The 13,134-nt window shown below is 70.2% G+C and carries 12 protein-coding genes; 4 read left to right on the forward strand and 8 right to left on the reverse strand.

The features are described from left to right. Window positions 1–32 precede the first annotated feature (32 nt). Entirely contained in the window at window positions 33–1,256 is a 1,224-nt protein-coding gene (locus AC1DBX_RS03505; RefSeq protein WP_476931084.1) for a class I SAM-dependent methyltransferase, read from the forward strand. A gap of 96 nt (window positions 1,257–1,352) precedes the next feature. On the opposite strand, the gene AC1DBX_RS03510 is transcribed toward AC1DBX_RS03505, so the two are convergent. Continuing rightward, window positions 1,353–2,186 (reverse strand): shikimate 5-dehydrogenase, encoded by an 834-nt coding sequence (locus AC1DBX_RS03510; protein ID WP_476858959.1) that lies wholly within the window; start codon window positions 2,184–2,186, stop codon window positions 1,353–1,355. Window positions 2,187–2,495: 309 nt separating this feature from the next. On the opposite strand from AC1DBX_RS03510, the gene AC1DBX_RS03515 reads away from it, so the two are divergent. Then, window positions 2,496–3,647, forward strand: a complete 1,152-nt coding sequence (locus AC1DBX_RS03515) for a glutamate--cysteine ligase (protein WP_476850296.1) — start codon at window positions 2,496–2,498, stop codon at window positions 3,645–3,647. 83 nt (window positions 3,648–3,730) lie between these two features. Here the strand turns inward: AC1DBX_RS03515 and tsaD are convergent, their stop codons facing one another. From tsaD to AC1DBX_RS03545, 6 genes are all read right to left on the reverse strand, one after another. After that, window positions 3,731–4,831, reverse strand: coding sequence for a tRNA (adenosine(37)-N6)-threonylcarbamoyltransferase complex transferase subunit TsaD (gene tsaD / locus AC1DBX_RS03520; RefSeq protein WP_476887060.1), 1,101 nt, complete (start codon window positions 4,829–4,831; stop codon window positions 3,731–3,733). Further along, window positions 4,828–5,295: a ribosomal protein S18-alanine N-acetyltransferase gene (gene rimI, locus AC1DBX_RS03525; protein WP_476850367.1), complete on the reverse strand. Its 468-nt coding sequence runs from the start codon at window positions 5,293–5,295 to the stop codon at window positions 4,828–4,830. The genes tsaD and rimI overlap by 4 nt, the downstream gene beginning before the upstream one ends. A 47-nt stretch (window positions 5,296–5,342) precedes the next feature. Beyond that, a complete protein-coding gene (gene tsaB / locus AC1DBX_RS03530; protein ID WP_476887059.1) occupies window positions 5,343–6,014 on the reverse strand; it encodes a tRNA (adenosine(37)-N6)-threonylcarbamoyltransferase complex dimerization subunit type 1 TsaB in 672 nt (223 codons plus the stop codon). Further along, window positions 6,014–6,727 (reverse strand): tRNA (adenosine(37)-N6)-threonylcarbamoyltransferase complex ATPase subunit type 1 TsaE, encoded by a 714-nt coding sequence (gene tsaE / locus AC1DBX_RS03535; RefSeq protein WP_476931085.1) that lies wholly within the window; start codon window positions 6,725–6,727, stop codon window positions 6,014–6,016. Before tsaE ends, tsaB begins: the two co-directional genes overlap by 1 nt. Further along, window positions 6,724–7,944: an alanine racemase gene (alr, locus tag AC1DBX_RS03540; RefSeq protein ID WP_476931086.1), complete on the reverse strand. Its 1,221-nt coding sequence runs from the start codon at window positions 7,942–7,944 to the stop codon at window positions 6,724–6,726. Before alr ends, tsaE begins: the two co-directional genes overlap by 4 nt. Before the next feature lie 541 nt (window positions 7,945–8,485). Next, the gene (locus AC1DBX_RS03545; protein ID WP_476850291.1) at window positions 8,486–9,577 is read right to left on the reverse strand and encodes a carbohydrate kinase family protein; all 1,092 of its coding nucleotides are present in this window, start codon (window positions 9,575–9,577) and stop codon (window positions 8,486–8,488) included. A gap of 93 nt (window positions 9,578–9,670) precedes the next feature. Here AC1DBX_RS03545 and AC1DBX_RS03550 point away from each other — a divergent pair, with 93 nt between their 5' ends. Further along, the gene (locus tag AC1DBX_RS03550; protein ID WP_476931087.1) at window positions 9,671–11,116 is read left to right on the forward strand and encodes a family 4 glycosyl hydrolase; all 1,446 of its coding nucleotides are present in this window, start codon (window positions 9,671–9,673) and stop codon (window positions 11,114–11,116) included. Window positions 11,117–11,184: 68 nt separating this feature from the next. Here AC1DBX_RS03550 and AC1DBX_RS03555 read toward each other — a convergent pair whose 3' ends face one another. Then, window positions 11,185–11,712 (reverse strand): N-acetyltransferase family protein, encoded by a 528-nt coding sequence (locus AC1DBX_RS03555; RefSeq protein WP_476931088.1) that lies wholly within the window; start codon window positions 11,710–11,712, stop codon window positions 11,185–11,187. A gap of 127 nt (window positions 11,713–11,839) precedes the next feature. Here AC1DBX_RS03555 and mshA point away from each other — a divergent pair, with 127 nt between their 5' ends. Further along, window positions 11,840–13,105, forward strand: coding sequence for a D-inositol-3-phosphate glycosyltransferase (gene mshA / locus AC1DBX_RS03560; RefSeq protein ID WP_243181048.1), 1,266 nt, complete (start codon window positions 11,840–11,842; stop codon window positions 13,103–13,105). Window positions 13,106–13,134: the final 29 nt, after the last annotated feature.

Here is a 13,134-nt window from a genome sequence, read left to right on the forward strand (position 1 = left end):
CGCGCCCGCTGACCTCAACTACGCTGGATGCCATGACTGACGCACCGCAGGAACATATTGCCCCGATCCTCACCCCCGAGGGCTGGGAGCTGCTGGCGTCGTTGGGCCCGTACCGCGAGGACGAGGCCTTCCGCCTCACGGCGTCGCTGCGCAAGGCCGGCCACTCCCCCGAGCTGGTCTCGGCCGTGCTCACCCAGTCCCGGCTGCGGACCAAGGCCGAGGCGAAGTTCGGCGAATTCGCCCGGCAGATGATTTTCACGAAGGCCGGTCTGGAGCAGGCCACCCGGCTCACGGTGGCGGCACGGCACGCGCAGCGGTTCGCGGAGGCCGGGATCGGCCACGTCGCGGATCTCGGCTGCGGGCTCGGGGCGGACTCCATGGCCCTGGCCTCTCTGGACCTGGTGGTCACCGCCGTGGAAATGGACGAGGCCACGGCCGCCTGCGCCACGATGAACCTGATCCCGTTCCGCAACGCCACGGTGGTCCATTCCGATGCAACGTCGGTATCCCTCGAGGGGATCGACGGCGTCTGGCTCGACCCAGCCCGGCGCACGACGTCCACTTCGGGAACCAAGCGGATCTGGGATCCGGAGGATTTCTCCCCGCCGCTGTCCTTCGTGGAGTCACTCGCCGGCACCGGCCGCGCCGTCGGCGTGAAGATGGGCCCCGGCATGCCGCACGATTCCGTGCCGGCCGGCTGCGAGGCGCAGTGGGTCTCCGTGGGCGGGGACGTGACCGAAGTGGCCCTGTGGTTCAACGCGGTGCGGCGTCCCGGGGTGCGGCGCGCGGCCCTCGTGCTCGGCCCCCTTGGTTCCGCTGAGCTCACCAGCGGCGAGGACTTCGGTACCGGCCCGGTGGCGCCCGTGGGACCCGTGGAGGGGTACCTGTATGAGCCCGACGGCGCGGTGATCCGCGCCGGCCTGGTGGCCGACGTCGCGCTCCAGCTGGGCGGGCACCTCGTGGACGAGCACATCGCCTACATCTGCGCCCCGGAGCTGCATGACACCCCGTTCGCCAAGGCGTACAGGGTCCTGGAGGTGATGCCGTTCAACGTCAAGGCACTCAAGACGTGGGTCAAGGATCAAGGCATCGGGGTCCTGGACATCAAGAAGCGCGGTATGGCTGTCACGCCCGAAGAGCTGCGCAAGCAACTCCTGCCCGGCGGCAGCGCAAAGCACAAGGACAAGAAATCCGCCACCCTGGTCCTCACCAGGATCGGCGAGGACCGGGTGGCCGTCTCGGTGGAGCCGGCCTAGCCCCGCCAGCGGGATCCCACCGGCCGAGTGCCCCGCGGCGCCGTGCCCCGCCGCCGCAGGATGTCAGCGAAGCGGCCGGTCAACTGGGCTGTCGCGCTATTGGGCCCGCGTGAACTCCTCGGCTGCCCGGATTTGCTCGTCGGTCGGCCGGACGCCGGTGTACAGCACGAACTGCTCGAGCGCCTGGATCGTGGCGACCTCGGCTCCGGTGATCACGGTCTTGCCGGCCGCGCGGCCGGCCTTGATCAGCGGTGTCTCGGCCGGGAGCGCGACGACGTCGAACACCACTTTGGCGGCATCGATGGCCTCCTGCGGGAAGGGCAGCGAGGCGGTGTCCGGGCCGCCGGCCATCCCGATGGGGGTGACGTTGATGAGCATGTCCGCCGTGCCGGTACCGGAAGCCGCAGAGCCCAGGTCCGCGCGCCAGGCGAAGCCGTACTGTTCGGCCAGGGCTCGGCCGGAGCCCTCGTTGCGGGCCACGACGGTCACGTCCTTGAACCCGGCATCCCGGAGCGCGGCCACGGTGGCCTTGGCCATGCCGCCGGAGCCCAGGACCAGCACCGAGTAGTCCGTGGGGACTGCATTGCTCTGCAGGAGCTGCTCGATTGCGGTGTAGTCGGTGTTGTACGCCGTGAGCCGGCCGCCGTCGTTGACGATGGTGTTGACCGAGTCGATGGCCTTCGCCGACGGGTCCATGACGTCAACGAGGGCGATCACGTCCTCCTTGTAAGGCATGGACACCGCGCAGCCGCGGATGCCGAGGCCGCGCACCCCGGCGATCGCCTGGGCGAGATCGGTGGGGGCAAAGGCCTTGTAGATCCAGTTCAGGCCCAGCTGTTCGTAAAGGTGGTTGTGGAAGCGCGTCCCGTTGTTGCTGGGCCGGGCCGAGAGCGAGATACACAGGGTCATGTCTTTGTTCAGTATGGGCACAGCTCCATTAAACGCCAGGATGGGTCCGGCCACCCGCGGCTCACCGCGCGACTGCCCGCGCCGTCGCTGACCAGCCACGTTGTGAATACACTCACGCACCAGCGGCAACTTTGACACCGTCCCGGGGCCGGCCCTGCACTAGACTTGGACCACCCGTAGCCCTGCCAGCCGCCCGGCCGGCGCCCTGGTATGTGGGAAATTGCACGTGACACCGCCGGTGCCACGTCCAGGGGCATGTCCGAGGGTGTTTGCCAGCGCATCTCCACACCAGGACCACGGCCAGGGACAGCAAAACAGTGAAGGGACCACATGAAGATCGAGTTCGCTTCATCCAGGCAGTCGACCCTAGGCGTGGAATGGGAGCTGGCGCTCGTCGACGCCGAGACCGGCGAGCTGGCCTCCGTGGCGAACCAGGTGCTGCGCGGCGTCGCTGCCCGGCATCCCGAACTCAATGAGGACGACGAGCACCCGCACATCAAGCAGGAGCTGCTGCTGAACACCGTGGAGCTCGTCACGGGCATCTGCACCACTGTTGCGGAGGCCAAGGCGGACCTGAGCAGCTCGCTCGCGGCGGTCCGGGACGTGACCGATCCGATGGGTGTGGAGATCTTTTGCGCCGGGAGCCACCCCTTCAGCCCGCCCCAGCTGCAGCCCGTCACGGACAAGGAACGCTACGCCAAGCTCATTGACCGGACCCAGTGGTGGGGCCGGCAGATGGTCATTTACGGCGTCCACGTGCACGTCGGACTCGACAGCCGGGACAAGGTCCTTCCGGTGCTGGACGGCCTGGTCAATTACTTTCCGCACTTCCAGGCGCTCTCCGCGTCCAGCCCTTTCTGGGGCGGCGAGGACACCGGATACGCCTCCCAGCGGGCGCTGATGTTCCAGCAGCTGCCCACCGCCGGGCTGCCCTTCCAGTTCTCCAGCTGGGAGGACTTCGAGGCGTACGCCCAGGACATGTTCACCACCGGCGTGATCGATTCGCTCTCGGAGATCCGCTGGGACATCCGGCCCGTCCCGCACTTCGGCACCATCGAGATGCGCATCTGCGACGGCCTGGCCACGCTCGAGGAAGTCGGGGCCATCGCCGCCCTGACGCAGTGCCTCGTCGACGAGTTTTCCACGACGCTGGACAACGGCGGCACCATTCCTACGATGCCCCCGTGGCATGTGCAGGAAAACAAGTGGCGCGCGGCCCGGTATGGCCTGGACGCGATCATCATCCTCGACGCCGACGGCAACGAGCAGCTCGTAACAGAGCACCTGCGCGAGACGCTCAAGCGGCTTGAGCCGGTGGCGGCGAAGCTGGGCTGCAGCGCCGAACTGGCCGACGTCGAGAAGATCATCGAGCGCGGCGCCGGCTACCAGCGGCAGCGCCGGGTCGCCGCCGAGCACGGCGGGGACCTGCGCGCCGTCGTCCTGGACCTGGTCAAGCAGATGCGCCAGGGCCCGGACGCCTAGCTCCGGCGCCCAACAGCCGCCACGCAGGCGGCCGAAGCCCCAGGCCGTCTAGCTCCACACGGACGAAGCCTCAGGCTGTGGCCTCAGGCGGAGACGGTCGTGACCGGCATTGAGGAATCCGGCGCAAAGCCGATCCCGCTCGGTTTCACGCCGGCCATCACCAGTTGCGCCCCGAGCGAGGCCACCATGGCGCCGTTGTCCGTGCACAGTGGCAGCGGCGGCACCGTCAGCCGGATGCCGGCCGCACTGCAGCGTTGTTCGGTGAGCTGGCGCAGCCGCGAGTTGGCGGCGACCCCGCCACCCAGGAGGACCTCCGTGATGCCGTTTTCGCGGCAGGCGAGCACTGCCTTGGCGGTAATGACATCCACCACGGCTTCCTGGAAGGCCGCGGCGATGTCCGCCACGGGCACCTCCTCGCCGCGGGCCTCGAACTGCTCCACGCAGCGGGCGACGGCGGTCTTGAGCCCGCTGAAGGACCAGTCGTAGCGGTGCGGCCCGGGCTCCTCGGCGGTCCCCATGTACTTGGGCTGGGTGAGCCCGCGCGGGAACCGGATGGCTTTGGCGTTGCCCGTGCGCGCGAGCTTGTCGATGGCCGGACCGCCCGGATAGCCCAGGCCCAGAAGCCGCGCCACCTTGTCATACGCTTCGCCGGCGGCGTCATCGATCGTGGAGCCCAGCAGCTCGACGTCGTCCGTGATGCTCCGGATCCGCAGGATCTCGGTGTGGCCGCCGGAGACCAGGAGCGCGCCCATATTCTCCGGCAGGGCGTGCGGCGTTGTTTGCGGCGACGGCGCGCCGGCGCCCTGCTGCAGGAGCCCGACGCCGACATGCGCCACCAGGTGGTTGATGGCGTAGAGCGGTTTGCCGGTGGCGACGGCGAGCGCCTTGGCCGCGCACACTCCCACCATGAGGGCACCTGCCAGGCCCGGCCCGGAGGTGACGGCGATCGCGTCGATGTCCGTGAGCGTCACTCCCGCCTCCGCGAGGGCCTCCTCGAGGGTGGGGACGAACGCGTCGAGGTGGGCGCGGGAGGCGATCTCGGGGATCACGCCGCCGAAGCGGACGTGTTCGTCCATGGAGGACGAGACGGTGTTCGTCAGCAGGGTGGTCCCCCGGACGATGCCGACGCCGGTTTCGTCGCAGGAGGACTCGATGCCGAGCACGAGCGGCTGGGTGCGGTTCATGGTCGGCCTGCTTCGGTTGGCTGGGGGCTGAGCGGTTCGCGGGGCAGCTGGAGCCGCATGATCAGGGCGTCGACGCCGTCCCGGTAGTAGCGGGGCCGGATGTGGATCTGTTCGAAGCCGAAGCGCAGGTAAAGCTGCTGGGCCCGGGGGTTGTCCGCCCTGACCTCGAGCAGCACATCCTGGGCGTGCCGGCGCCGGCTTTCCGCGATCAGCTCGGTGAGCAGGGCAGAGCCGATGCCCTTGCCTTCCTGCTCGGGCACCACGGCGATCGTCTGGACGTCCGAGATCGGTTCGATGCACATGAGCCCGGCATAGCCCACGATCCCGCCGTGGGTCTCCGCCACGAGGTAGCGGCGGGTATCCACCTGCGCCAGCTCGTCGTGGAACATCTGCAGCGGCCAGGCATCCACGGGAAAGAGCCGGAGTTCCAGGGCGTGGATGGCGGGGATGTCCGCGGCGTCCATGTCCCGCAGGGTGACTCCGCCGGGCAGCCGGACGGCTCGCTCCGCGCTCACAGGGCACGCTTCCGGGGTCCGGGCACCTGGGCGTCGGATTCGCGCAGATACAGGGGGGTGGAGTCCAGGAGCTGTTCCCCCGCGGAGAGCCGGGCGAGTGCGAACTGGCCGAGCGAGAGGGCCTCCGGCTGGCGGGTGCTGAATTCCGCGACCGCCTTGACGGCCTCGGAGTAGATTCCTGCCCCTGCACCGTACACGGGCAGATCCGGCAGGTCCGCGGCGAATCCCACGTGCGGGCCGTCCTCCAGATGCGGCAGCTGGGCATCGGAGAGGGTGTACCGGGCCCAGTACACTTCCTTGCGTCGCGCATCGGTGGCGACAATGAACTCCGCGGCCGAGTCGGTGGATTCGGCTACTTCCAGGGCGATCGCGTCCAGGCTCATGACGCCGTACAGCGGCTTGCCCCAGACAAAGGCGAGGGTGCGGGCCGTGACGATCCCGGAGCGCAGTCCTGTGAACGGGCCGGGGCCGACGCCGGTGACGATAGCGTCGACGTCGTGGCCGCTGACGCCGGCCTCAGCCAGGAGCCCGTCGATCCCCGGGGCCAGGACCTCCGCGTGGGTGCGCGTGTCCTCGGTGGCGAAGCTGGCGAGCACGGATTCCGGCGCATCATCGGAGACCAGGGCGGCGCTGGCGACAGCTGAGGTGTCGATGGCGAGGATCAGCATCAGGGATTCCGTTCCGGGGTCTGGGGCGTGGTCCCGGGGAGGGGCCTGGCGCCGGGCATGGTCTCGGACAGGGGCCCGGCGCCGGGCGTGGTCCCGGGCAGGGGCTCGACGACGTGCCCGGGCTCGGCACCGGGCAGCGTCGGCGCTTCAGCCCAGCGCGGACCGAAGCCGCGGATCACGACGGTCCGCGGTTCGTCGTCGTCGTCCGTGTCGAAATCCAGAACGGGACTGGCGCCGGTTTCGGCGGGGGCTTCGGGGGCTTCGGGAGATTCGGCGGAAGCGGCGGCGCCTCCGCGGGTGCGGTGGAGTTCGACCTCCAGCCTGCTGTCGCTGAGGTGCTCAACCCGGCCGCGGCCCCACTCGACCACGGTCACGGCGCTGTCCATGGTGTTTTCAAGATCGATGTCGTCGATTTCAGCGGCCGACTCCAGCCGGTAGGCGTCCACATGCACCAGGTCCGGTCCGCCCGGCCGGGGTCCTCCGGGCAGGTTGGGGTGGATGCGCACCAGGACAAAGGTCGGCGAGATGATGCCGGCCCGCACTCCCAGGCCCTCCCCCAGCCCCTGCGTGAACGTGGTCTTGCCGGCACCCAGTTCGCCGGTCAGGACCAGCAGATCGCCGGTTTCCAGCACGGCGCCGAGGGCCGCGGCGAGCGCATGCGTCTGCGCCGCCGTGTGGACCTCAAGGCTCCGTTCCCACGCGGGCGCGCTCACGGCCGCTCTTCGCCGGTGGAGGGCTCTTCGTTCAGGTAGCGGCGCGGCACGCGGGGGCTGATCCTGGTGACGATCTCGTAGTTGTTTGTACCGGCGGCCTTGGCCCAGTCATCGGCTGTGGGTCCGCCGTCGGCGCCGTCGCCAAACAGCACTGCCTCGGCGCCGAGGATGCTCGGGCCTCCGGCCGCCACGTGGCGGGGTCCGAGGTCGATCACCATCTGGTCCATTGCAATGCGACCCACTACCGGATAGTTCACGCCCTCGACCCGGACGGGGCCGCCGGTGGCGATGCGCGGCACGCCGTCGGCGTAGCCCAGCGGGATGAGCCCGAGGGTGCTGACGCCGTCCGTGCGGTAGTTCAGCCCGTAGGAAACGCCCTGCCCGGCGGGCACGTCCTTGCAGTGCGAGACCACCGTGCGGACCGTCATGGCCGGGCGCAGCCCGAGTTCGGCCGGGCTTTGCCCTTCGAAGGGTGACAGCCCGTACAGGCCCAGCCCCACGCGGACCAGGTCAAAGTGGGTGTCCGGCCGGGAGAGGGTGGCCGGGGTGTTGGCGATGTGTCGGACCTCGGGGTCCACGCCGGCGTCCTGGGCGACGGCGAGGACCTGGCGGAACGCGGCGAGCTGCTCGTCGGTTTCGGGCCGTTCGGGTTCGTCCGCGACGGCCAGGTGGGAGAAGATCCCCACGACCCGGAGCAGGCCCTGGTCCTGGTGTTCCATGGCTTCGCCGACCAGGCTGTCCCAGGCGTCGAGGGTGGCGCCGTTGCGGCCGAGCCCGGTGTCGACCTTCAAGTGGACGCGGGCGGGCCGTTCCTGCTCGCGGGCCGCGGCCACGATCCGGTCCAGTTCCCAGCCCGAGCAGCCGATGTCGATTCCTGCGGCCACTGCGGCGGCGAAGTTGCTGTCCGGGGTGTGCAGCCAGGCCAGCAGCGGCGCCTCGATCCCGGCGGCGCGCAGGGCGAGGGCCTCGGAGATGTGGGCGACGCCAAGCCAGCTGGCCCCCGCGCCGAGGGCCGCGCGGGCCACCTGGACGGCGCCGTGCCCGTAGGCATCGGCCTTGACCACGGCCATGACCTGCGCGGGTGAGGCCACCGCTGCGATGCGGCGGACGTTGTGCCGGATGGCGTCGAGATCGATTACGGCTGAGCGCTCCTCAGCGTGGGCCGGCACTGCCGCCGAACCGGGCAGGAGATCGCCTGTTGCTGCTTGGTAAGTCACCTAACGATTCTAGGCGCGGCGCTGCGGGCCGAATAATCGGCCGGGCCCGGCCACCGCTGGACATGCCCATTCCTCCCCGCGGGACATGCCCAATCTTCACGCCCAGGGCCGCGCAGAACGGGTCCATGCCCAAGCCCCGGCCCCAGCGGAGGACATGCCCACTGGTGCCACGAATCCGGCCGCACACCCACCCCGGGACATGCTCATTTTTCACGCCCAAGCCCGCGCACAAAGGGTCCATGCCCACGCCCCGCCCCCAGCGGTGGACATGCCCACTGGTGGCACGAATCCGGCCGGACCCCACCCCGGGACATGCCCAATCTTCACACCCAAGGCCGCACACAACGGGTCCATGCCCACGCCCCGGCCCTAGCGGAGGACATGCCCACTGGTGCCACGAATCCGGCCGCACCCCCACCCCGAGACATGCCCAATCTTCACACCCGCGGCCGCGCAGAACGGGTCCATGCCCACGAATCCGGCCCCAGCGGAGGACATGTCCACTGGTGCCAGCCACGAAAGCCCAGCCGCGCCGGCCCGTCTACGCGTCGGACTGGTGGGCGATGGTCGCCGTCGCGCGCCGCTGCGCCTCGGGAGGGACGTCGTGCACGATCTCTTCCAGGAAGCGGTAGCGGCGAAGCCATTGGCTGCTTTGCCGTTCCTTCCGTGCGTTGGCCCGCTGCCACCAGTCGGCAATGTCGCCCCAGCCGGGCGCGGCCAGCGAGCCGCCCACCTCCTGGACGGCCAGGGCGGCGCACAGATTGGCGAAGCGGAGACGGTCTCCCAGCGGCCAGCCGGCCAGGGAGCCGACAATGAAGGCCGCACCGAAGCAGTCACCGGCGCCGGTTGGATCGTAGGCCCGGACCGGCAGGGACGGGACCCACTCCTCCTCCCCCGTTTCCGAATCCACGGCCATGGATCCCTGGGCGCCGAGGGTGACCACCGCCACCGGAACCCGGTCCGCAAGCGAGTACAGGGCGGACCAGGGGTCGTCGCAGCCCGTGAAGTTCATGGCCTCGTGCTGGTTCGGCATGAAGGCGTGGAAATACTTCAGGTGGTCCAGCCGGGTCGAGGACCACGCGCCGGTGGGGTCCCAGCCGACATCGCCGAACAGCTGGACGCCGTTCTTGTGCGCGTCGACAGCCCACGGTTCGAGTTCCTCCCCCAGCTCCGCAACGGCTGCGAGCGCCGGCGGCGGGCATCCAACCAGCTCGGTGGAAGTCACCGGCGCCGGGTGCCCGTGCGTCACCATGGACCGGTCCTTCTCCACGCTCAGGGACACCGTGACGGGCGAATGCCAGCCCGGAACACGCCGGGACAGGGACAGGTCCACGTGTTCCTGGGCGGCCAGAATCTTCCAGTTGTAGTCACCGTAGCCGTCATCGCCGAACACGGCGGCAAGACCGGTCCGCAGTCCCAGCCGGGAGGCGGCGATGGCCTGATTGGCGACGCCCCCGGGGCAGCTGCCCATCCCGTCGCTCCAGATTTCCGTGCCGGGCTGCGGCGCGTGGGGCAGCCCGGTGAAGATGATGTCCTGGAACACGGTCCCGGTCAGGAGCAAGTCGAATCCGTCCGCGGCCGGGCTGCGGACGGCAGAGAGCGGATCAAATCGCCGCGCCGGGGTCGCGTCCATACACGGCACATTACGCCGTACCGCCGTCGAGGGATACCAGGGGAAAGCGGGGCCCAAACCGGCGGCGAACAAGGCGGGGAATAGACTGTCCGCATGCGGCTCACGATCGCCGGCGGGGGCGGCTTCCGCGTCCCCCTGGTCTACCGGGCGCTCTCTGCCGGGCCTTTCGCGGGGCTGGTGCGGGAGCTGGTGCTCTACGACGTCGACCCCGCCAGGCTGGCGGCCATCGAGGCGGTCCTGGCCTCCCTGGCCCGGCAGGGCCCGCCGGGTTCCGGCCCGCAGATCCGTGCCGTGTCCTCGCTCCCCGAGGCCTTGGACGGCGCCGACATGGTCTTCGCCGCCATCCGGCCCGGCGGCACCGCCGGCCGGACCGCCGACGAGCGGATCGCCCTGGACCTCGGACTCCTGGGCCAGGAAACCACCGGCGCCGGCGGGATCTCCTACGCGCTGCGCTCCATTCCGCCGATGCTGCGGCTCGCGGAGGAAATGCGGAGCCGCTGCCCCGGGGCGTGGCTGCTCAACTTCACCAACCCCGCCGGCATGGTCACGGAGGCCCTGGTCCCCGTGCTCGGTCCCAGGGTGATCGGGATTTGCGACTCCGCCAGCGGCCTGGTGCACCGTGCGGCGCGTGCCGCCGGCGTCGCGCTGCCCGAGGGCACGCTCGACGGCGTGGGCTACTACGGACTGAACCACCTCGGCTGGCTGTACCGGCTGGAGGCCGGGGGCCGGGACGCCCTCCCGGCACTGCTCGCGAACCCTGCGGCGCTGTCGGAATTCGAGGAAGGCCGGCTGTTCCCGCCCGGGTTGCTGGCCAGCCTTGGCTGCCTGCCGAATGAATATCTATTTTACTACTACGACACCGTTCGGGCGGTGGCCGGCATGCGCGCCGCAGGTCAGACCCGGGGGGAATCGATCGCCCGGCAGCAGACCGAACTCTATCCCCGCCTGGCTGCCGCCGGAGCCGAGGCTTTTGCGCTGTGGGAGGATGCCCGCAGATCCCGCGAGGAGGGCTACCTCGCGGAGGCCCGCACCTCGGGCGAACGCCGCGACGAGACCGACCTCGCCGGCGGCGGCTACGAGCGGGTGGCGCTGGCGGCCATGCGCGCCCTCTCCGGCGGCGGCCCGGCGGACCTGATCCTCAACACGCGCAACGCCGTCACCACGCCCGGGTCCGCCGGCCCGGAAGCGGCGCCCGCCGGCCCGGAAGCGGGCGGCGCCGGGTCCGGAGCGCAGGTGGTGCCGGCTGTCCCGGGGCTGCCGGCCGACGCCGTCGTCGAAGTTCCGTGCCGGGTGACGCCCGACGGCGCCGAGCCAGTCCCGCAGGACGGCCCGGGACCGGCGCAACTGGAGCTGCTGCGGCGCGTCAAGGACGTCGAACGGCTCGTGGTGGAGGCGGCGACGACCGGCCGGCGGGAGGCGGCCCTCGCCGCGTTCGCCAGGCATCCGCTCGTGGACTCGGATGACCTCGCCGGAAAACTGCTGGCCGGCTATGAAGCAGCCTTCCCGGAACTAGGCCGTCTCTGGCACGGCGGGCCGTAGCTGCCCGCGGGCCTTAACGGCCCGCCAACATCAGCGTCCCGGCGTCCCGCGGCACCGGGCCGGCAACCCTACAGCTTTCGGTACATCACGTGCAGGCCCACGTAGCCCAGTTCAGGGTGGTTGAATGCCTCGGGAATGGTCGCGAGCACCTCGAAGCCCATGGATTTCCACGCTGCCACGGCCCGGACATTGCTTTCCACCACGGCGTTGAACTGCATGGCCCGGAAACCGGCGTCGCGCGCGGCGTCGAGCGAATAGGCGCAGAGGGCCCGGGCCAGTCCGCGGCCGGCCTGGCCCGGGTGGACCATGTAACCCGCGTTGGCCACATGGCTGCCGCCGCCGCCCTGGTTGGGGTGCAGCTCGCCGGTGCCAAGAACCGCGCCGATGTCGGAGGCAACCGCGACGAACGTCCGGCCCGGCGCCTGCTTGAACCAGCGTGCGCGGGCCTCGTCCTCGGCGGTGTCCCGGTCCCAGGTGAAGGTCTCCCCGGCCCGGACGACGGGTTCCAGGATCGCCCAGATGCCCGGCCAGTCCTCCGGGCGGGCCTCCCGGATGGTCCAGCCGGCTGCAGGTTCTTGTCCTGTCGTTGTGTTCACAGCGGCCACGTTAGCAGCACGCCCCGGTCTGCGAACCGAACGGGCCCGTGAACCGGGCGGCACTTCAGGAGTAATGTTTTATCGACATGCATTGGGCAGAAAGAAATGGGCAGAGGAAAGGGGAACCGTGTCGCTGATCCGCCGCGTCGCTTTCCTTTCCCTGCACACCTCGCCCATGGAACAGCCCGGCTCCGGTGACGCCGGCGGCATGAACGTGTACGTCCGGGCGCTGGCCGCCGCCCTCGCCGAAACCGGCGTGGAAGTGGAGATCTTCACCCGGTCCACCTCGGCCACGCAGCCCGCCGTCGAACACCCGTCCCCGGGCGTGTGCGTGCACAACGTCCTCGCCGGCCCGCCCCGTAAGCTGCCCAAGGAGGAGCTCCCGGGGCTGCTGCACAGCATGGTCGCCGAGATCAACCGGATCCGGCAGCTCCAGCCGCACGGCCGGTATGACGTCATCCATTCCCACTACTGGGTCTCAGGGGTGGCCGGGCTGGAGCTCGCGGAGCTGTGGCGGCTGCCCCTCGTCCACACCATGCACACGATGGCGAAGGTCAAGAACCAGCTCCTCGAGTCCGGCGAACAGCCCGAGCCGCGGCGGCGTGAGGACGGCGAGCACCGGATTGTCGACGGCGCCACCCGGCTGATCGCCAATACCGGCACCGAAGCGGCCGAGCTGGTCTCGCACTACAACGCCGACATCGACCACATCGACGTCGCGCCGCCCGGCGTGGACCTGGCCGTCTTCACGCCGGCCTTCAGGAACCGGGCCAGGGCCCAGCACGGCATCGCCCCTGGCAAGTTCCATCTGCTGTTCGCGGGCCGGATCCAGCGGCTCAAGGGCCCGCAGATCCTGATCAAGGCGGCGGCGCTCCTGCGCTCCCGGCGCCCGGACATCGACCTGCAGCTGACCATCCTGGGGGCCGTCAGCGGCGCCAAGGACTTCAACCTCAAGACGCTGATCAGCGCCGCCGGAATGGACGACGTCGCCACCCACCACCCGCCGGTGAACGCCCCGGAGCTGGCCGGCTGGTACCGGTCCGCCGACGTGGTGGTGATGCCCTCCTACAGCGAGTCCTTCGGCCTGGTGGCGCTGGAGGCGCAGGCCTGCGGGACGCCGGTCCTCGCCACGAAAGTCGGCGGCCTCTCCCGCGCCGTCCAGGACGGACGGACCGGGATGCTGATCGAGGGCCACAAGGCCAGCGACTGGGCGGACGCCCTCGAGTCGCTCTTCGACGACACCCAAACCCGCACCGACATGGGGCGCGCCGCCGCGATCCATGCCCAGGAGTTCGGCTGGCAACGCACCGCCGCGATTACGCTGGAGAGCTACCACACCGCCGTAAGCCAGTATTTTGGAAGCCTGACCATCCCGGTGGGCCACACACCCTGAACCGGTTCCACCACCTCCGCCCGCTCCAA

The organism is Arthrobacter sp. 10N44_2 (assembly GCF_056394385.1).